The organism is Alishewanella sp. HL-SH05, from assembly GCF_052655985.1.
The window spans coordinates 3134571-3153282 of sequence record NZ_CP199753.1; the positions used below are offsets into that span (position 1 = coordinate 3134571).

19 protein-coding genes are annotated in these 18712 nt (G+C 47.1%); 14 read left to right on the forward strand and 5 right to left on the reverse strand.

All coding sequences use genetic code 11. The features are described from left to right. Positions 1–140: 140 nt before the first annotated feature. From ACUJFL_RS14340 to ACUJFL_RS14350, 3 genes are all read right to left on the reverse strand, one after another. The gene (locus ACUJFL_RS14340; protein ID WP_445427846.1) at positions 141–989 is read right to left on the reverse strand and encodes a universal stress protein; all 849 of its coding nucleotides are present in this window, start codon (positions 987–989) and stop codon (positions 141–143) included. Positions 990–1002: 13 nt separating this feature from the next. After that, positions 1003–2487: a SulP family inorganic anion transporter gene (locus ACUJFL_RS14345; protein ID WP_445427847.1), complete on the reverse strand. Its 1485-nt coding sequence runs from the start codon at positions 2485–2487 to the stop codon at positions 1003–1005. 241 nt (positions 2488–2728) lie between these two features. Beyond that, positions 2729–3193 (reverse strand): zinc ribbon-containing protein, encoded by a 465-nt coding sequence (locus ACUJFL_RS14350; RefSeq protein WP_445427848.1) that lies wholly within the window; start codon positions 3191–3193, stop codon positions 2729–2731. Positions 3194–3345: 152 nt separating this feature from the next. On the opposite strand from ACUJFL_RS14350, the gene leuS reads away from it, so the two are divergent. The 14 genes from leuS to ACUJFL_RS14420 all read left to right on the forward strand — a co-directional run bounded on the left by leuS (position 3346) and on the right by ACUJFL_RS14420 (position 16635). Next, positions 3346–5931, forward strand: a complete 2586-nt coding sequence (leuS, locus tag ACUJFL_RS14355; protein WP_445427849.1) for a leucine--tRNA ligase — start codon at positions 3346–3348, stop codon at positions 5929–5931. A gap of 64 nt (positions 5932–5995) precedes the next feature. Further along, the gene (locus tag ACUJFL_RS14360; protein WP_229586371.1) at positions 5996–6409 is read left to right on the forward strand and encodes an LPS-assembly lipoprotein LptE; all 414 of its coding nucleotides are present in this window, start codon (positions 5996–5998) and stop codon (positions 6407–6409) included. Next, positions 6409–7449, forward strand: coding sequence for a DNA polymerase III subunit delta (gene holA, locus ACUJFL_RS14365; protein ID WP_445427850.1), 1041 nt, complete (start codon positions 6409–6411; stop codon positions 7447–7449). The genes ACUJFL_RS14360 and holA overlap by 1 nt, the downstream gene beginning before the upstream one ends. Continuing rightward, on the forward strand, positions 7439–8077 hold the full coding sequence (nadD, locus tag ACUJFL_RS14370) for a nicotinate-nucleotide adenylyltransferase (protein WP_226751232.1): 639 nt from the start codon (positions 7439–7441) through the stop codon (positions 8075–8077). The genes holA and nadD overlap by 11 nt, the downstream gene beginning before the upstream one ends. Positions 8078–8140: 63 nt before the next feature. Then, positions 8141–8461 carry a ribosome silencing factor gene (gene rsfS / locus ACUJFL_RS14375; protein ID WP_226751231.1) on the forward strand — a complete coding sequence of 107 codons (321 nt, stop codon included), beginning with the start codon at positions 8141–8143 and terminating at the stop codon, positions 8459–8461. Between the two features lie 6 nt (positions 8462–8467). Beyond that, a complete protein-coding gene (gene rlmH / locus ACUJFL_RS14380; RefSeq protein WP_226751230.1) occupies positions 8468–8938 on the forward strand; it encodes a 23S rRNA (pseudouridine(1915)-N(3))-methyltransferase RlmH in 471 nt (156 codons plus the stop codon). Positions 8939–8940: 2 nt separating this feature from the next. Continuing rightward, complete coding sequence (mrdA, locus tag ACUJFL_RS14385) at positions 8941–10812, forward strand: penicillin-binding protein 2 (RefSeq protein WP_445427851.1); 1872 nt, start codon at positions 8941–8943, stop codon at positions 10810–10812. Next, the gene (gene rodA, locus ACUJFL_RS14390) at positions 10805–11926 is read left to right on the forward strand and encodes a rod shape-determining protein RodA (protein WP_226751228.1); all 1122 of its coding nucleotides are present in this window, start codon (positions 10805–10807) and stop codon (positions 11924–11926) included. Before mrdA ends, rodA begins: the two co-directional genes overlap by 8 nt. A gap of 106 nt (positions 11927–12032) precedes the next feature. Next, on the forward strand, positions 12033–12788 hold the full coding sequence (locus ACUJFL_RS14395) for a septal ring lytic transglycosylase RlpA family protein (RefSeq protein WP_306177596.1): 756 nt from the start codon (positions 12033–12035) through the stop codon (positions 12786–12788). Positions 12789–12827: 39 nt separating this feature from the next. Further along, positions 12828–13991, forward strand: a complete 1164-nt coding sequence (locus ACUJFL_RS14400; protein WP_445427852.1) for a serine hydrolase — start codon at positions 12828–12830, stop codon at positions 13989–13991. A gap of 84 nt (positions 13992–14075) precedes the next feature. After that, positions 14076–14357, forward strand: coding sequence for a DUF493 family protein YbeD (gene ybeD, locus ACUJFL_RS14405; protein ID WP_226751225.1), 282 nt, complete (start codon positions 14076–14078; stop codon positions 14355–14357). 77 nt (positions 14358–14434) lie between these two features. Beyond that, positions 14435–15088 carry a lipoyl(octanoyl) transferase LipB gene (gene lipB, locus ACUJFL_RS14410; RefSeq protein ID WP_445427853.1) on the forward strand — a complete coding sequence of 218 codons (654 nt, stop codon included), beginning with the start codon at positions 14435–14437 and terminating at the stop codon, positions 15086–15088. A 1-nt stretch (position 15089) separates the two neighbouring features. After that, a complete protein-coding gene (gene lipA / locus ACUJFL_RS14415) occupies positions 15090–16067 on the forward strand; it encodes a lipoyl synthase (protein ID WP_226751223.1) in 978 nt (325 codons plus the stop codon). A gap of 205 nt (positions 16068–16272) precedes the next feature. Next, positions 16273–16635, forward strand: a complete 363-nt coding sequence (locus ACUJFL_RS14420) for a PilZ domain-containing protein (protein ID WP_445427854.1) — start codon at positions 16273–16275, stop codon at positions 16633–16635. On the opposite strand, the gene ACUJFL_RS14425 is transcribed toward ACUJFL_RS14420, so the two are convergent. Both ACUJFL_RS14425 and nlpI read right to left on the reverse strand, forming a co-directional pair. Then, the gene (locus tag ACUJFL_RS14425) at positions 16632–17837 is read right to left on the reverse strand and encodes a hypothetical protein (protein WP_445427855.1); all 1206 of its coding nucleotides are present in this window, start codon (positions 17835–17837) and stop codon (positions 16632–16634) included. The two genes, ACUJFL_RS14420 and ACUJFL_RS14425, sit on opposite strands and share 4 nt — an antisense overlap. After that, positions 17815–18711 (reverse strand): lipoprotein NlpI, encoded by an 897-nt coding sequence (nlpI, locus tag ACUJFL_RS14430; RefSeq protein WP_229586351.1) that lies wholly within the window; start codon positions 18709–18711, stop codon positions 17815–17817. The genes ACUJFL_RS14425 and nlpI overlap by 23 nt, the downstream gene beginning before the upstream one ends. Position 18712 lies beyond the last annotated feature (1 nt).

An 18712-nucleotide genomic window follows, 5' to 3' on the forward strand; every position in this document is an offset into this window, starting at 1 on the left:
GCGGGTGGTCTCTACCTGCGCCTCAGCGCTGGTATTGAGGACATATGATACGCCCTTTTTTCATAGCGTGCAGAGCTTATTCTGCTCTGCACGCTAAATTGTAGTTAGCTTTTAGTCTTAACGGATTTGATCTCTCACCCTTAGCGCAGGATCAGTAGCGAGCATTTCGCCTTACTTAACATCGCGGTCGTGGTACTGCCGACGATAAACTGACGGATCCGCGAATGGCCATAAGCGCCCATAATCAACAAATCAATATGGTGCTCTTGTTGGTACTGATGCAGTACTTCTTCTGGATCCCCAGCAACCAGTGCGGTTTTCGTCTCAAAACCCGCTTGTTGCAGCAAGATTGCGGCTTCGTCTAACGCTGGGGCCTGCTCAGGCATACCGGCAAACACTAAATGCACCGGTAAACCTTTACACAATGGGCTAGCAGCGAGCATGTCTAAACTTTTCTGCGCAGTGGCACTCCCATCAAACGCTAACATAATGCGCTGCGGCGTTTTAAAGTGTTGTTGGGCGAGCAAAATAGGCCGCTGCAAACTGCGAATCACTTGCTCAACATGTAAGCCCAATTGACCGTGCGCATCGGCGCTGCTTAAGCCCCGCTTACCCATCACCACTAGCCGCGTGTCGTCTTCAGTTGCCTTTAACGACTCGACTAAGCTGCCATGACGTAAACGTTCATCAACGCTGGCAACGCCGGCTTGCTCTGCACGGGCTTTGGCCGCATCTAACATTAGACGGCCACGCTCTAGCGCTAACTTACTGTGTTTTTCATCTAATTCAGCTAATTGCTGCAATAACACTTCTTGCGAACCTAAACCAATACTGCCACTCAGATCAGGCGTTTGCGTATGCTGCGCTTTATCAATGGCATGCAACATCGTTAAGGGTGCTTGCAGTTGTTTGGCGGCCCAGACGGCATAATCACAAACGGCTTCAGCATAAGGCGAAGGATCGATACAAGCGATAACAAATTGTGTCATGAAATTACTCCTGTTAATGACCCATCAACTTTTCTATGGCATCAGGACGATTATGTACCGCAAATTTATCAACCAGTGTCGCACTGGCAGCATTTAAACCGAGCAACTCGACATCAGTCCCTTCACGGCGGAATTTGAGTACCACTTTGTCTAAAGAGCTTATGGCGGTAATATCCCAAAAATGCGCGCGGCTAACATCAATCTGCACCTTCTCTATAGCTTCTTTAAAGTCAAAACCGGCAATAAATTGTTCAGCAGAGGTAAAGAACACTTGGCCAACAACACGGTAAGTGCGCTGATGACCATCGGCTGATAACTCAGCAGTAATCGCCAGAATTTGCCCCACTTTATTAGCGAAGAATAGCGCACTTAACAACACCCCCACTAACACACCGTAAGCCAAGTTATGGGTAAATACCACCACCAAAACCGTGGCAATCATCACCACTGATGAGCTTTTCGGGTGTTTTTGCAGATCTTTTACCGAAGCCCAACTAAAGGTACCAATGGATACCATAATCATAATCGCCACTAAGGCTGCCATTGGGATCATGCCAACATAATCACTCAGAAATACGATAAAAATCAATAAGAAAACACCTGCCAATAAGGTAGATAAACGAGTGCGTCCACCTGATTTGACGTTAATAACGGATTGACCAATCATCGCACAACCGGCCATACCCCCTAATAAACCTGCACCAATGTTTGCCACACCTTGGCCGACACATTCACGGTTTTTGTTACTGCTGGTATCGGTTAAATCATCAACGATGGTGGCCGTCATCAGTGACTCTAATAAACCGACAATGGCCAAGGCTAACGCGTATGGGAAGATAATCACCAGTGTATCAATATTTAGCGGTACGTCAGGCCATAAGAAAATAGGCAAGCTGTCTGGCAGTTCGCCCATATCCGCCACATTACGAATATCTAAACCAAAGTACACAGCAATGGCGGTTAATACCACGATACAAACTAATGGCGAGGGGATGGCCTTGGTAACGTAAGGAAACAAATAAATAATCGCCAAGCCCAGCGCAGTCATGCCGTACACCAAGGTGGTGCCATGCTCGCCAGTCAGCTCAGGAAGTTGTGCCATAAAAATAAGAATAGCTAAGGCATTCACAAAACCGGTCACCACCGAGCGCGAGACAAAACGCATCAACTCACCTAACTTACACAGGCCAAAGGCAATTTGCAGTACACCCGTTAATAAAGTGGCGGCCAGCAAATATTCCAAACCATGCTCACGCACCAAGGTAATCATTAACAGTGCCATGGCACCGGTAGCGGCAGAAATCATCGCCGGACGACCACCGGCAAAAGCCGTTATTACCGCTATACAAAAAGAGGCATACAAACCGACTTTAGGATCCACACCGGCAATGATAGAAAAGGCGATCGCCTCAGGGATCAGAGCCAGTGCAACCACTAACGCAGATAACACATCGCCTCTGGTGTTCGAAAACCAGTTTTGACGAATTGAACTTAGCATAGAAATATCCAACAGAAATAATAAGAGGGAACAGACTAAGTTGTCTGTTGTAACAATGTCGCGCCACCTATGGCGAGTGTTAACGTTGAAACAGCAGATTAGCGCTGCTTAGCTTCAATTGATCTGTGTTACACCGGTCTATCCTCGTTCGCTCGCCCCATGTAACACGCAGCTGAAGATTAAAATAGGGGCGAGATTGTACAGTTTTTTGCCGTTAAAGGCTATGGCATGACCATACGGGTTAAACTGGCAAGCCATCTCGGAAAAATTGCACACCACCACACGTGGCACAACACAGCAATTCAGCTGGGTGAGTGTAATCAATACTCTGCTGACACTGGCTACAACGATAGCGGCCCATGCCAACATATTCTCCTTGATAATAAACACCTTGATGATTGAAATCTTCTAACAATTCAACCCATTCGACCTGAGTGCGATCAGTAATTTGGCTAAGTTGCTGCCATAATTCCTCGCTCCACATCGATGGCGCCTGCTCCTCTGTATTTGCCGCTTGCCATTGTTGTTTCAGTGTTTCGACAAACAATTGGCTTTCATAAGCACTGAGATCCTTGCCGGCTTTAAGATAGGCCTGCAATATTTCACTGAACTCCAGCATATTATCGAGCTGACGTTGACCGGCTTGTTCAAGGGTGTCGGTTAGCTCGGTCAGCCATTGTTGGTACTTCTTTTTAAATTCAGCCATTTCAAACTCCTTTTAGCGCGTTAAATCAAGTATAGACAAGATGCTGGTTATTGTTGTCAAAACCCGCCTAAGGTATGCTATAGCGAATTTTGCCCGAACCTTGCGAACTGCAACCGCTCAGGCCCGCACTAAGACTTTTCTGGAAGACGTAAATGCAACAGCAATATAATCCTCAGCAAATTGAGACCACCTTGCAACAACAGTGGCAAGACACTAACGCCTTTAAAGTAACGGAAGACCCTAATAAAGAAAAGTTTTACTGTCTCTCGATGTTTCCTTATCCCAGTGGCCGTTTGCATATGGGCCATGTGCGTAACTACACCATCGGCGATGTTGTCAGCCGTTTTCAGCGGATGCAAGGTAAAAACGTTATGCAGCCTATGGGTTGGGATGCGTTTGGTTTACCGGCCGAAAATGCCGCGATTAACCATAAAACGGCACCGGCTAAGTGGACGTACGAAAATATTGATTATATGAAAACGCAGCTGAAGCGTTTAGGTTTTGGCTACGACTGGGATCGCGAAGTGGCGACCTGTAAACCGGATTACTACCGCTGGGAACAATGGTTTTTTACCAAGCTGTATGAAAAAGGTTTAGTTTACAAAAAAATGGCCACGGTTAACTGGGATCCCGTTGATCAATGTGTATTGGCTAACGAACAAGTTATTGACGGTCGCGGTTGGCGTTCAGGCGCGCTGGTAGAGCAACGCGAACTGGCTCAATGGTTTATCCGCATTACCGAATATGCAGAAGAGTTATTAGCAGATTTAGAGCAGCTGACCGAATGGCCTGAGCAAGTGCGCACCATGCAGAAAAACTGGATTGGTCGTTCTGAAGGTATCAACATTCGTTTTGATATTGCCGGTCAAGACGGTGAATTAGAAGTTTACACCACACGCCCAGACACCCTTTACGGCGTTACCTACGTGGCTGTGGCGGCACAGCATCCTTTAGCGCAGCAAGCCGCTAAAACTAATAGCACCTTGGCAGCCTTTATTGAAGAAATTAAAGGCGGCAAGATGGCCGAAGCCGAACTCGCAACCATGGAGAAAAAAGGCTGCGCTACCGGTATTTTCGCGATACATCCGTTAACGGGCGAGCAAGTCCCAGTATGGGTCGCTAACTTTGTTTTAATGGACTACGGTTCAGGGGCTGTCATGGCAGTGCCAGGGCATGATCAGCGCGATTATGAATTTGCCAGCAAGTATCAACTACCAATTAAACAAGTTGTCACGGCTGCCGATGGCAGTGTGACCGATCTAAACAGCCAAGCCTATACTGAAAAAGGCATTTTGGTAAACTCAGCCGAGTTTGATGGTTTAGCGTTTCAAGAAGCCTTTAACGCCATTGCTGCCAAGTTAGCCACCCTGGGTAAGGGTGATGTTAAGGTTAACTATCGCCTGCGCGATTGGGGTGTGTCACGGCAACGTTATTGGGGCACACCGATCCCGATGCTGAACCTAGAAGACGGTTCTGTTGTGCCGGTTCCGGCCGATCGTTTACCGGTTATTTTGCCCGAAGACGTGGTAATGAATGGTGTGACCTCACCCATCAAAGCTGACGCCGAGTGGGCAAAAACCGATTATCAGGGTCAGGTTGCATTTCATGAAACCGATACCTTCGATACCTTTATGGAATCGAGCTGGTATTACGCCCGCTATTGCAGCCCTGATTACGATCAAGCCATGCTTGATCCTGCAAAAGCCAACTACTGGCTGCCCGTCGATCAATACATTGGCGGTATCGAACACGCTATCCTGCATTTATTGTATGCGCGTTTCTTCCATAAACTGTTGCGTGACGTTGGCTTAGTGCAATGTGATGAGCCTTTCAAACGCCTGTTATGTCAAGGTATGGTTCTGGCTGAAACCTTTTATCGCGAAGCTGAAAATGGCGGCCAAATCTGGTTCTCACCGCAAGATGTGCACATTGAGCGGGATGAAAAAGGCCGGATCATTCAGTCGACACTAAAAGCCGATGGCCTGCCCGTGTTATCTGCCGGTATGAGCAAGATGTCAAAGTCGAAAAACAACGGCATCGATCCGCAAAAAGTGATCGACCAATATGGTGCCGATACCGTGCGCTTATTTATGATGTTTACCGCCCCGCCAGAGCAAACGTTAGAATGGTCTGATTCAGCCGTTGAAGGTGCGCACCGTTTTATTAAACGGGTATACAGCTTAATTAGCGATGTGCAAGCGGCTGGCGAGCCAGGTGCATTAGAGATCAGTGCGTTGAATGACCAACAAAAACTACTGCGCCGTGAACTGCATAAAACCATTGCCAAAGTGACCGATGATATCGGCCGCCGTTATACCTTTAACACGGCAATTGCAGCGGTAATGGAATTGACCAATAAATTACAAAAAGCCAGTTTAGCCAGCCCGCTAGACCGCGCCGTCATGCGCGAAGCCTGCACTGCGTTATTGCAACTGCTTAACCCGATCACCCCACATGTTGCACAATACTTGTGGGCACAGTTGGGCCATCAGCAAGCTATTGAGCAAGCCACTTGGCCACAAGTAGACAGCGCGGCTCTGGTTGAAGATGAAAAGCTGGTAGTGGTACAAATTAACGGTAAAGTACGGGCAAAAATCACCGTGCCCGCCGATGCCAGCCAACAGCATGTGCTCGAGATGGCGAAGTTAGATGACAATGTGCAACGTTACTTAGCGGAAGGCGAAACGCGTAAAATCATTTACGTTCCCGGTAAGTTACTTAACTTGGTGGTAGCGTAATATGTGGGCCCGTCTGCTGTGCCTTTGCTTCGTTGCAAGTCTGCTCACGGGCTGCGGTTTTCACTTGCGCGGTAACTTGCCGTTAAGTCAATTTCCGGCTATTTACCTGCAAAGCGATGCGCATTCTGAGTTAGCCGCTTTGCTTAATCAGCGTTTTCAACAAAACGACGTTGAACTGCTGAGCAGCTATCAAAGCAATCGGCCGTCATTGGTGTTACAGCAAGACACACTTGAGCGTCGAACCCTATCGCTGTTTGCCAATGGTCAGGTTGCCGAATACGAACTGATCTACAAAGTGGAGTATCAGATCCAACTACCGGATCAAGAACCACAAAAATATCAGTTTGAACTGTTCCGCGATTATCAAGACGATCCGAATCAGGCCTTAGCCAAAGCGCAAGAGCTTGAGTTGCTGCTTAAGGAGCTGAGACAACAAGCGGCTAACCGGATTATTCGTCAGCTTGCGCGTTTGGGCTAATGCAAAAACTCTACGCGAATCAACTGCCAGCACAACTGCAACAGGGTCTCGCACCCTGTTATTTGTTGTTTGGTGAAGAGCCACTGCAAAAACTCGAAGCCATCGAGCAAATCCGTCTTGCCGCTAAACAGCAAGGCTATTTAGAACGCTTGAGCTTTAGTGCCGATGCGCAATTTGATTGGCAAGATTTACAAAATGAATTAAGCGCGATGTCGCTGTTTGCCGAGCGCCGACTGATTGAGCTTGAACTGGCGCAAAACAAATTGTCGGCACCGGCCAATGACGCCTTAAAACAGCTCGCGGCACAATTGCACCCTGATATTATTTTAGTCGTGCACGGCAATCGTAATCACAGTGAAGTGAGTAAACTGGTTTGGTTTAAACAACTGCAGAACAGCGCAGTACAAGTGCCGATATATGCTTTAGATGAGCGGCAGCAGCGGCAATGGTTACAACAACGAGCCCAGCAGTTAAATCTGCAACTGACCAGTGACGCTCTGCAATTATTACAACAACATTGTGCGGGTAATTTACTGGCTGCGCGCCAGGAATTAGAAAAACTGTGCCTTACTCATCCCCATGAACGGATTGATGCCGAACAATTTAGTCGCTTTTTAGCAGACCATTCCAGTTATACCGTATTTCAATTGGTCGATGCCTTGCTAACAGGGCACAGTGCCGATGCCTTACATCGCTTAACTCGGCTGCTCGATCAAGATACCGAGCCAGTGATTATTGCCTGGCAATTACAAAAAGAGTTACTGCAGTTACGCCAACTCTCGGTAGCACAGCAAAGTGGTCATACTAACGCCATGTTTAAACAACTCGCTATTTGGCCAAAACGCCAACCTTTGTATCTGCAAGCGATAAAAAGGCTGACGCTGCGCTGGCAAGATTATTTACTGCAAGAGCTGGCAGCCTTTGATCGTTTATATAAAGCCGGCAAAATGAGCGATCCCAGTTTAGCGCTGGCCCATCTGGCCACCTTATTCTGTCATCCACTGTCACGCGCTTTTTCTTTGCAGCAGCATGATGACTAAGCCCCTACTCGGTATCTTTGGTGGCACTTTCGATCCGATCCATCGAGGCCATCTGGCTTGTGCCCGCTACGTTGTTGAACATTGTGCTTTAAAGCAATTAGCGCTGATGCCTTGCCATTTGCCGCCGCATCGTGCGACCCCCGGCGTGAGCAGTGAACAACGGGCCGCTATGGTAAAGTTGGCTATTGCTAACGAACCGACTATGCGTCTGGAGCGCTTAGAGCTCAACCGCACTAGCCCAAGTTACACCGTCGATAGCTTAAGAGCGTTGAAACAACAGCAACCCGATACCACGCTGGCATTTATTATTGGCATGGATTCTTTACAGTATTTCACGAAATGGCATCAATGGTTGCAAATCCTCGAGCTGGCGCATTTAATTGTTTGTCGCCGCCCAGGGTATAGCGCCGATCAAGGTGATGCCCCCATGTTACTCGCACGCTATGGCGCCACGCTGAGCCAGCTGCAACAACAAGATGCCGGAAAAATTTTACTTTTAGATAACCCTGATTTTTACGAAAGCGCCACCTTTGTCAGACAACAACTTGCCAGTGATCGTCGTGTGCAAGCCATGTTACCTGCCGAAGTTCTAGAATATATTCGTCAACACGCACTCTATGGCTGTTGAGTTCTGTTTACCTGGATAAAATGTGGTAAAATGCCGCTTTTTCATTGCTACTGAGGATCAAGGGTGCAAACAAACGAACTGGTTGCTTTTGTTACTGACAAAATCGACGACATGAAAGCCCGTGACATTGTCACGTTAGATGTACGCGGTAAATCAAGCGTCACTGAATTTATGGTAATTTGTTCAGGAACTTCTAGCCGCCATACCAAGTCTATTGCTGGATACTTGGCCGCCGAAGTGAAAAAAATCGACGTGCAGCCACTAGGCATAGAAGGTGAAGCATCAGGCGAATGGGTGCTGCTCGATCTTGGAGATGTTGTCGTCCATGTTATGTTGGAAGAAAGCCGTAACTTTTATCAACTGGAAAAACTCTGGGGCGGTTAACTTAGTATGAAGTTAATCCTGATCGCCGTTGGCACCAAAATGCCGAGTTGGGTGCAAAGCGGCTTTGAGGAGTATGCGCGGCGCTTTCCGCGTGATATGCCTTTTGAATTAATTGAGATCAGTGCCGGCAAGCGTGGTAAAAACGCGGATATCAAACGTATTTTAGAACTCGAAGGTGAAAAAATGCTGGCTGCCGTGCCTAAAGGTAGTCGGATTGTGACCTTAGAGGTTACCGGTGCCAACTGGAGTAGCCCGCAGTTGTCGGGCAAACTACAAGAATGGCAACATGATGGCCGTGATGTTTGTTTTCTGATCGGCGGACCTGAAGGTCTGTCTCCTGCCTGTATCGATGCCAGTGAAGCCAAGTGGTCATTGTCGGCGCTAACCATGCCCCATCCCATGGTGCGTGTTGTTATGGCTGAAGCCTTGTACCGCGCTTGGAGTATCAGTACCAACCACCCTTATCATCGTGAGTAAGCATGTTAAAAAAACGCGTGGCCATGCAGGATGTCGAAGCTGAACATCGCTTGTTTAATCATCGAGCCGTGTTTGCTATGGTGTTTGTGGTGTTGATGTTCGCGGTGATCGTGGTCAATATGTATCACTTGCAAGTCACCTCTTATCAAGCTTACCAAACACGCTCAGAAGGCAACCGCATTAAAGTATTGCCGCTGGCACCCAATCGCGGATTAATCACCGACCGAAATGGCATCTTATTGGCAGAAAACCGCCCAGTATTCTCGTTAGAGCTAGTGCCCGAGCAAATCAGTGATATGCCGACCACACTGCAAGAACTCAGTGCCTTAATTGAAATCAGTGAAGAGCAACAAACGAATTTTTTAAAAGAGGTTCGCCAACAACGTCGATTTAATAGCATTACCTTAAAAGAGCAATTAAATGACGAAGAAGTAGCGCGCATCTCGGTTAACCTGCACCGCTTACCCGGGGTGACCGTTGAAGCCCGCTTAAGCCGCTATTATCCTTTCGGCGATTTATTTACCCACGCACTCGGTTATATCGGCCGCATTAATACCAATGATTTAAAACAGTTAGAAGAAAACGAACAACTGGCCAATTATGCTGCTTCTCGTGATATTGGTAAGATCGGCTTAGAGCGCTATTACGAAACAGAATTGCACGGCATTATGGGTTATCAAGAAGTTGAAGTGAATAACCGTGGTCGACTGATCCGCGTGCTGCGCTCTGTCCCCGCAAGCTCAGGTAAAAACATTAAGCTGAATATCGATGTTGGCTTGCAATTAACCGCACAACAAATTTTACTCGAAAAACGTGGCGCCATTGTGGCGATGGACCCGCGAGATGGCGCTATTTTGGCCTTTTACAGTAACCCAAGTTACGATCCGAATTTATTTGTGCATGGCATTAGCAGTAAAAACTATAATGCTTTGCTCAACTCAGCCGATCGGCCGCTGATTAACCGTGTTACCCAAGGTGTCTATCCGCCAGCATCGACCATCAAACCACATTTAGCACTACTCGGGCTTGAAACCAATACGATTTCAGCCAACACGCGCATTTGGGATCCGGGTTTCTTTCAATTACCCGGCGTGGAACATCGCTATCGCGACTGGAAACGTTGGGGCCACGGCTGGGTTGATGTCTATACCGCGATAGTCGAAAGCTGTGATACCTTTTTCTATGACATGGGCGTTAAGTTAGGTATTGATCGGGTATCTGACTATATGCAAAAGATGGGCTTTGGCGAAAAAAGTGGTATTGATATTCATGAAGAATCAAACACGATAATGCCCTCTCGCGGTTGGAAACGCGCCCGGCATAACCAACCTTGGTACCATGGTGATACCGTGGCCATCAGTATCGGCCAAGGCTATTGGACCATCACACCGCTACAGCTATTAGTGTCGACTGCCGTACTGCTCAATAATGGCCTGCAGCCCACACCACATATTGTGCGGGAACTTAGTAATGATTTGGGCACAGAATCGATCGACACTACGCCTCAAGAGGTGATGCAGGTTGTGAACCCTCGTAATTGGCAAGTGGTACGCGATGCCATGCAGCAAACTGTGACCACACAAAAAGGTACGGCTTTTAATGCTTTTAAAGGTGCCACCTATACCTCAGGGGGCAAAACCGGTACCGCTCAGGTCGTTAGCATCGCGCAAGATGCAAAATACGATGCGAATAAGTTAGACGAAAGGCTGCGCGATAATGCCATGTATATTGGTTATGCCCCTGCGAATGCTCCAACTATCGTGATAGCGGTAACAGTAGAAAATACCGGTGGTGGTGGCAGTACCGCAGCGCCCATCGCTAGGCAAATGCTCGACTATTATTTTAGCGCTGAGGTGAATAATAACGATGAATAATAGTTTAGTGAATCCACCTAATCGCATCAGTAAATTGGCTTTTTTTCATATTGATACGCCGTTATTGTTAGGCTTGCTGACCTTAATGAGCTACGGCTTGATTGTACTTTACAGCGCCTCAGGGCAAAACGAAGGCATGCTAGAAGGTCAGTTAATTCGGCTTGGCTTAGCCTTAACCGTGATGATCGCATTTGCACAAATTAACCCCCAAACTATTCGGCGCTGGTCATTTCCATTATTTATCTTCGGCACCCTTCTATTGGTTTGTGTATTGTTGTTTGGCCACGTGGGTAAAGGTGCGCAACGTTGGCTAGATTTGGGTTTTATGAAGTTTCAGCCTTCAGAAGTTATGAAGTTGGCAGTGCCAATGGCTATTGCTTGGTTTATTTCGTCGCATAACTTACCCCCACGATTGCATCATTTGCTGGTGGGTTTTCTGATGTGTTTGATCCCTACACTACTGATCGCGAAACAACCGGATCTCGGCACTTCGATCCTGATTGCTACCGCGGGCATTTTTGTGTTGTTTATGGCCGGTATGAGCTGGCGATTAATCGGTTTTATTGCGGCCCTGATCTCGGCTTTTGCCCCAGTGATGTGGCTATTTTTAATGCATGATTATCAACGTAAGCGCGTACTGACTTTTATCAACCCCGAAAGCGATCCGCTCGGTTCGGGCTATCATATTATCCAGTCAAAAATCGCGATTGGCTCTGGCGGTGTGGATGGTAAAGGCTGGATGCAAGGAACCCAGTCGCAACTGGAATTTTTACCCGAGCGCCATACCGACTTTATCTTCTCAGTACTCAGTGAAGAGTTTGGTTTAATTGGCGTTTTAGTGTTGTTAGCCATCTATCTTTTTATTATTGGCCGGGGCTTGCTAATCGCAGCCCGCGCACAGGATAATTACAGTAAGTTAGTCGCAGGCAGCTTTACTCTCACCTTCTTTGTTTATGTCTTTGTAAATATCGGGATGGTGTCAGGTTTGTTGCCCGTAGTCGGCGTGCCTTTACCCCTGGTGAGTTACGGTGGAACATCCATGGTAACCATGATGGCCGCATTCGGTATTATCATGTCCGTTAGTACGCATAAACGTAGTATAGCCAAGACCTAATATGAACACTATTCGCCTAGTTAGTTTAATAATATTAAGCAGCTTGCTGCTCAATGCTTGTAGCAGCAAGTCGCCGCCATCCAATCAATCCGGCATCGAAAAACAAATGTCGCCGAATGCCGGCCGTTATCAGCAAGATAGCGACAGCAAACCCGATAGGTTACCGACGCTATTAGAAATGACCGATCCCACCCCCAATGCGGAACCATTAAGTCGCGGGGGGAATAAACCGTACAACATTTTTGGCATCGATTACTTACCGATGGCACAAGCCACCGAGCATGAAGAGATCGGTATTGCCTCTTGGTATGGCAACAAGTTTCATGGTCATTACACGTCAAATGGTGAAACTTATAATATGTTTGCCATGACCGCCGCACATAAAACGCTGCCCTTACCCTCTTATGTTCGAGTTACTAATTTAGACACGAAACAAAGTGCAATTGTTCGAGTGAATGATCGTGGCCCATTTCATCAAGACCGTGTGATTGATTTGTCTTATTCCGCTGCTTATAAAATAGGCATGTTGCAGCGCGGTACAGCTAGGGTTAAGCTTGAGTTGTTAAAATCGCCGGCGATGCTGGCGCAACAATCAAGCAGTGCGATCAGCACAGGTGTTGTGCTTAACCGCCAATGTTATATTCAACTGTTTGCCAGCAGTGATAACAACAAAGCGATACAATTACAGCAACAGGTAGCTAAACAATGGTCTGTGCCTACCGAAGTAAGAGCCGGTAATGGCTTATATCGACTGTTAGTTGGCCCAACCGCTGATCTGCAATTAGCGCAAAACTGGCTTAACCGTTTCCGGTCAGCAAGTTACCCGGAAGCCTTTTTTATCGATGGCCGCCAATGCGGCTAAGATGTGTAACCCGGAAACCCAACTCAAAGAACAGGTGCCATGACTAGTTACCCACAATTTATTACTGCCGCTACGCTGGCTATTAGCAGCCTTTGTTTTACTGCCTCATTAACAGCACAAACGGTGACGCCACAAGCGCCAACGGTTGCTGCCAAAGGCCATATTCTTATTGACTATAATACGGGTACTGTTCTGTCGGAAGAAAACGCCGATATGTCTTTAGCCCCTGCCAGCTTGACCAAAATGATGACGATATACGTTATCGGCATGGAATTAAAACAAGGCAATATCAGCCTTGATGATATGGTCACCATCAGCGAGCGCGCCTGGTCGAAAAACTTTCCGGGTTCATCATTAATGTTTATTGAAGTGGGCACTCAGGTCTCCGTTGCTGATTTAAGCCGCGGTATCATGATCCAATCTGGTAATGATGCTTGTGTGGCGATGGCTGAGCATATTGCCGGTACCGAAAGCGCTTTTGTTGATTTAATGAATGCCCATGCTGAACGTTTGGGTATGAACAACAGCCGTTTTAGTAACAGCCACGGCCTGCATTTAGAAGACCAATACACCACGCCTCGTGATATGTCTTTGTTATCAAAAGCGTTAATTCGTGATGTACCTGATTTGTACGCGCTGTATTCTGAAAAAGAATTTAGTTACAACAATATCCGTCAATCAAACCGTAACTCCTTGTTGTGGGATCGCAGTTTAGAAGTCGACGGTATTAAAACCGGTTATACCAAAGAAGCCGGTTATAGCCTGATCACCTCAGCGGTGCGTGAAGATATGCGCTTAGTCTCTGTGGTGATGGGTACGGCCAACGAGCGCGCTCGTGCCGCAGAAAACAAAAAACTGTTAACTTATGGCTTTCGCTTTTTTGAAACCTTTGCCCCTTATCAAGCTGGTGAAAAAATCAGTGAACAACGTATATGGCAAGGCAGCAAAGAAAGCATTGCGCTGGGTTTAGCTAAAACCAACAGCATCACGTTGCCACGCGGGCAGCGTAAAAGTTTAAAAGCCGAAGTGCGCTTGGATCAGCAGCTGGTTGCCCCCATATCTGCGGGACAAGTAGTCGGTCAGTTATATGTGCAGGTAGCAGAGCAAGATGTGGCTATCTATCCGCTGGTTGCACTGGAAACCGTTGAACAAGGTGGTTTTTTCAGTCGGTTAGTTGACTACGTTAAAATGAAATTCAACTAAGTCTAGGTGCGGCAAGAAAAGAGTCCCGGCAGCTGTCGGGATTTTTTGTTAAAATACCTAAGACAATGCAAAAGAGACAACAACATGGTTACTGAAGTAAAAAACACCAAATTTGATGAGTATCTGGAATTCCCCTGCCAATTTAATTTTAAAGTGCTAGGGATTGCAGAAAGCCGTTTGGTTGACGATGTGATGATGGTGATCCAGCAACATACTGAGGCCACCGATTACAGCCCATTGGTTAAACCTAGCGCCAAAGGTAATTATCATTCCGTCTCGGTGAAAGTCACGGTAACCAGTAAAGAACATATTGAATTGCTGTACACCGAACTTGGCAAAATTGAACTGGTACGTTACGTCCTGTAAAGCAGCTAAACATACCATAAAGTTCGTATTAGCCAGATAATTCATTATAATGCATCCAGTTTTTTACGGAGTTAGCCGTGTCTGTCAATGAACAACTTGTGATCCGTGATTTAGGACTACAAGATTACACTCACATCTGGCAACAGATGCAGCAATTTACCGATAATCGGCATAGCGATACACCCGATGAAATTTGGCTATTGCAACATCAGCCGGTATTCACACAAGGCCAAGCAGGGAAAGAAGAACATCTGTTATTTCCTGGCGATATTCCGGTGGTTAAAGTCGATCGCGGCGGTCAAGTGACTTATCATGGCCCTGGCCAGTTAGTGGTTTATGTCTTATTAGATATTAAGCGGCGTCAGCTTGGTGTTAGAAACCTAGTGACCATGCTAGAGCAAATATTGGTCGAACTGCTACAGCGCTACCAGATTAATGCCGCGGCTAAAGCGGATGCGCCTGGCGTCTATGTCGATGGCGCTAAAATTGCTTCATTAGGTTTACGCGTGCGCAAGGGTTGCACCTTTCACGGCTTAGCACTAAATGTTGATATGGACTTAACCCCCTTTCAACGTATTAATCCTTGTGGGTATGCCGGCATGCAAATGATCCGTAGCGCTGATCTGGGTGGACCACAAAGCATCGCCGAAGCGAGTAAACTGATCGCAGAATTATTTCAACAGCACTTGGCCATTACAGTACCAGTGTTCAAAACGGGGTTAGAAAATTAATATGACCAAAACAGCACGTATGGAACCCGGCGTTAAATTGCGCGATGCCGAAAAAATGGCGCTGATCCCTGTTAAAGTGTTACCCACCGAGCGTGCAGAAATGCTGCGCAAGCCTGACTGGCTAAAAATCAAATTACCGAAAAGCTCTGAACGTATCGACGAAATTAAAGGGGCATTACGCAAACACGGTTTGCATTCGGTCTGTGAGGAGGCATCATGCCCTAACCTCTCTGAGTGTTTTAATCATGGTACGGCAACCTTTATGATCTTGGGTGCTATCTGTACCCGTCGTTGCCCATTTTGTGATGTTGCGCACGGTCGACCATTACCACCGAGCGCCGAAGAGCCAGAAAAACTCGGCCTAACCATTCGCGATATGAAATTAAAATATGTGGTGATTACCTCAGTCGATCGCGATGATTTACGCGATGGGGGTGCACAGCATTTTGCGGACTGTATTGACGCCATCCGGAAATACAACCCCGAAATCAAAATTGAAGTATTGGTGCCCGATTTCCGTGGTCGGATGGATGTGGCATTAGACATCTTAAGCAAAAGCCCACCGGATGTGTTTAACCACAACTTGGAAACGGCACCACGCCTCTATAAATTGGCTCGCCCGGGTGCCGATTACAAATGGTCACTGCAATTGTTAAAGCGCTTTAAAGAAGCGCACCCGAACGTCGCGACTAAATCTGGCTTAATGGTGGGTTTAGGCGAAACCACAGAAGAATTGCTGGAAGTGCTGCGCGATCTGCGGGAACATAAAGTCGATATGCTCACCGTAGGACAGTACTTACAACCGAGCAAACACCATTTACCGGTAAAACGTTATATGCCACCGGCCGAGTTTGATGAAATCAAAACCTTTGCCGACAGCATCGGTTTTAAACATGCCGCCTGCGGTCCTTTTGTTCGTTCAAGCTATCATGCTGATCGCCAAGCCGCGGGTGAAGATATTCTTAGCCATAAAATCTAAATAAGATTTTGCTTAGTAAAAAACGCCGCGTTTATCGTGGCGTTTTGCTATAAAGCTTATTCACCATCAGAAGCCTGTTGCGACAACCGCTCTCTCGCTTATTAACTGCCTTATAAAATCGACAGAGCCTGATTAAATTATACAAAGCGATTTCCGTTATAGCTGCTAATGGTTTAAGCTTAAAACAACTAATTAAAAGGTGGGTATGATGGAGCAACGGCATAACAAGCGTGTAAGATTTTTTAGCGAAGCCTTTTTAGCAGCTGCGGGTAAACGCTATCCTACCGAGATATTTGACTTATCGTTAAAAGGTGCTCTGGTCAAAAAACCTAGCGAGCCCTTGCCAAACACGACTGAGCCTATGTTACTGCAATTGCAATTAAGTGGCTCGACCGAAGTACTGACCATGCAAGTCACCATTGCACACGAGCATGCCGATTGCGTAGGGCTACATTGCACAAAGATTGATATTGATAGCATCAGCCATCTGCGGCGTTTATTAGAATTGAATCTTGGTGATCCTGAGTTATTAAGCCGTGAATTAGCTGAGCTGAGTAATCTGGACTAACCTTCCACCTGTAACGCCGCAATCGCGGCAGGATAACCAAAGGCGGCCGCCGCTTGCATATAGCGTTGCCAGTGCTGCCACGCCTGTTGTTGCCGCGCTAAAAAAGCAAAATAATATTGTACGGGCATTAATTGCTCCGACTGTGCTAATTGCTGCTGTAACAGCTGCCAATATAACGGCGGTAATGGTGCCTCAAGATGGCGCATTGGGTTAAGCGCCGCGATCGGTCGATAAGCCTGCATATTCACCGCGCGACAAGTGTCTACCGGCGTAAGCGTTAAATCAGTAAGGTTGTTAATGGCATATTGCTGTTGATAACGGGTAACCAGCTCAGGGCTATTTCCGATCAACAAATTCGGCGCTATACGACCCGCCCGACATACCTCGCGCGCACTGATTGCTGACAGCGCATATTCATCTAAAAACCCAGCAATATGTAAAAACTCATGGCGCAGTAAGGCTAAATTCGCCTGTGCGGGTAACTGCACAATACCATTGTTATAACTGGCGATACCGCGCCCAGCCACCACCAGTAACTGCTGAAAATCACCCGCTAACACGGCGTCGCTTAACGCTTGATAATCACAGTGTATTCTAGCAGCCGTTACCTCTGAACAATTTAAGGCGGTGCTGGTAATACGCAGCAACGGCTTAAAACATACCGGCAAACTCGCCAATTGCGGATCAGCCTGCCAAGCTTGCTGCAGGCTGTGCCAGCTGCGTTCTCCCTCGGCTTGCGTCACAACCGGTTGCAGCGTTAAACGACAACCTGCCGGGCTTTGCCAAGCAACAGACATATTATCCAAGCTTTCTGGCCATAAGCCTAACTCCATCAAGATACTGTTCGGTAAGTCTGCGGTTAGCTGTGGTTGCTCTACTAACTGCTGTTGCAACCAATGCGCGGTTGCTAAAGGCCCTTCAAGCCGCTGCTGCAATTGAATAGCATGCAATAATGCATCATCAGCCCCTAAGCTGGCGGCATGGCGCCACCACTGCAGCGAGGCTTCTAACTCGTTGCTTGCTAAGCGCTGCTGTGCCAAGGTGCGAGCCGCTACGGCATCGGTCTGCGCTTTGGCCAGTAATTGTTGCTCGGTTGTCGGCGATGACGGCTGACAACCCAACAGGCATAGAAAAACAAAAAAGCCAGCAAGCCGGCTTTTTTTCAGGAAATGACTTAACTTAGTTAAGATCAACTTGGGCATCACTGAGTGCTTCACCACGAAGGCGCGCCATTTCTAATCGTGCATAACGATGTTCAACAAACTCATAAACATTGGTTGCCAAGGCTTGATGGTAGTAGATCATCGCTTGTGCATTATTACCCTGGGCTTGATGCCATTTCGCTAAGTAAAAGTAGCTTTCGCATAGGCGTTCCGCTAACTGTTTACGATCGCTGACATCTTGCAACATGCTTTGCAATAACGCTTCTTCACTTAATTGGCCCGCATAAAAGCGTACCAAATTGGTACTCCAATCTGTGGGTTCTAAGCGAGCAAGTTGCGCTGTTAAACTGGCTAGTGCAGCAGTTGCATCGGTTTCGGCAAAGCCAATATAGCGCCATAAGATCCGGTAAGGGTCGTCAGGCTTCGCTTGCAAAAACTGTTGAAAATCAGCTTGCGCAAGGTCATTACGGCCTGCGTAATAAAAGGCGATAGCGCGATTAAGATAAGCAAAATCATAATCCGGCGCTAACTCAAGCGTAGAATCAAAAGCTTCATACGCCTGATCAAAATTACCGCTAAGCGTGTAATGAATACCCATAAAATTATAGGCATCGGCCATGTCAGGCTTAAAACGCAACGCGCGCATAAAGTCTAAACGCGCCAACGAACGCAAACCAACGCTGTCATACATCACGCCACGGTCATAAAACAACTGGGCACTTTGCTCATCTGTCAGCTCAGCCCGTTGTAGAATTTCCGTTAAACGGGCAATGGCCAGTTCATTACGATAAGGCACTGGCAAAGGCTCTGGTGTTAGCCAAGCTTGTTGCATAGTGACTGCAGGTTGCTGAGCGCAACCTGCTAAGCTCATTAGCCCCGTGATCAGGGCTAGCGGTAAGAGCACTCTTTTCACG

Excerpts from the sequence above, each read along its gene's own strand:
- ACUJFL_RS14340 (WP_445427846.1), bottom strand. The coding sequence starts at position 989 with ATGACACAATTTGTTATCGCTTGTATCGATCCTTCGCCTTATGCTGAA.
- ACUJFL_RS14345 (WP_445427847.1), bottom strand. The coding sequence starts at position 2,487 with ATGCTAAGTTCAATTCGTCAAAACTGGTTTTCGAACACCAGAGGCGAT.
- ACUJFL_RS14350 (WP_445427848.1), bottom strand. The coding sequence starts at position 3,193 with ATGGCTGAATTTAAAAAGAAGTACCAACAATGGCTGACCGAGCTAACC.
- leuS (WP_445427849.1), top strand. The coding sequence starts at position 3,346 with ATGCAACAGCAATATAATCCTCAGCAAATTGAGACCACCTTGCAACAA.
- holA (WP_445427850.1), top strand. The coding sequence starts at position 6,409 with ATGCAAAAACTCTACGCGAATCAACTGCCAGCACAACTGCAACAGGGT.
- nadD (WP_226751232.1), top strand. The coding sequence starts at position 7,439 with ATGATGACTAAGCCCCTACTCGGTATCTTTGGTGGCACTTTCGATCCG.
- rlmH (WP_226751230.1), top strand. The coding sequence starts at position 8,468 with ATGAAGTTAATCCTGATCGCCGTTGGCACCAAAATGCCGAGTTGGGTG.
- mrdA (WP_445427851.1), top strand. The coding sequence starts at position 8,941 with ATGTTAAAAAAACGCGTGGCCATGCAGGATGTCGAAGCTGAACATCGC.
- rodA (WP_226751228.1), top strand. The coding sequence starts at position 10,805 with ATGAATAATAGTTTAGTGAATCCACCTAATCGCATCAGTAAATTGGCT.
- ACUJFL_RS14395 (WP_306177596.1), top strand. The coding sequence starts at position 12,033 with ATGTCGCCGAATGCCGGCCGTTATCAGCAAGATAGCGACAGCAAACCC.
- ACUJFL_RS14400 (WP_445427852.1), top strand. The coding sequence starts at position 12,828 with ATGACTAGTTACCCACAATTTATTACTGCCGCTACGCTGGCTATTAGC.
- ybeD (WP_226751225.1), top strand. The coding sequence starts at position 14,076 with ATGGTTACTGAAGTAAAAAACACCAAATTTGATGAGTATCTGGAATTC.
- lipA (WP_226751223.1), top strand. The coding sequence starts at position 15,090 with ATGACCAAAACAGCACGTATGGAACCCGGCGTTAAATTGCGCGATGCC.
- ACUJFL_RS14420 (WP_445427854.1), top strand. The coding sequence starts at position 16,273 with ATGATGGAGCAACGGCATAACAAGCGTGTAAGATTTTTTAGCGAAGCC.
- ACUJFL_RS14425 (WP_445427855.1), bottom strand. The coding sequence starts at position 17,837 with ATGCCCAAGTTGATCTTAACTAAGTTAAGTCATTTCCTGAAAAAAAGC.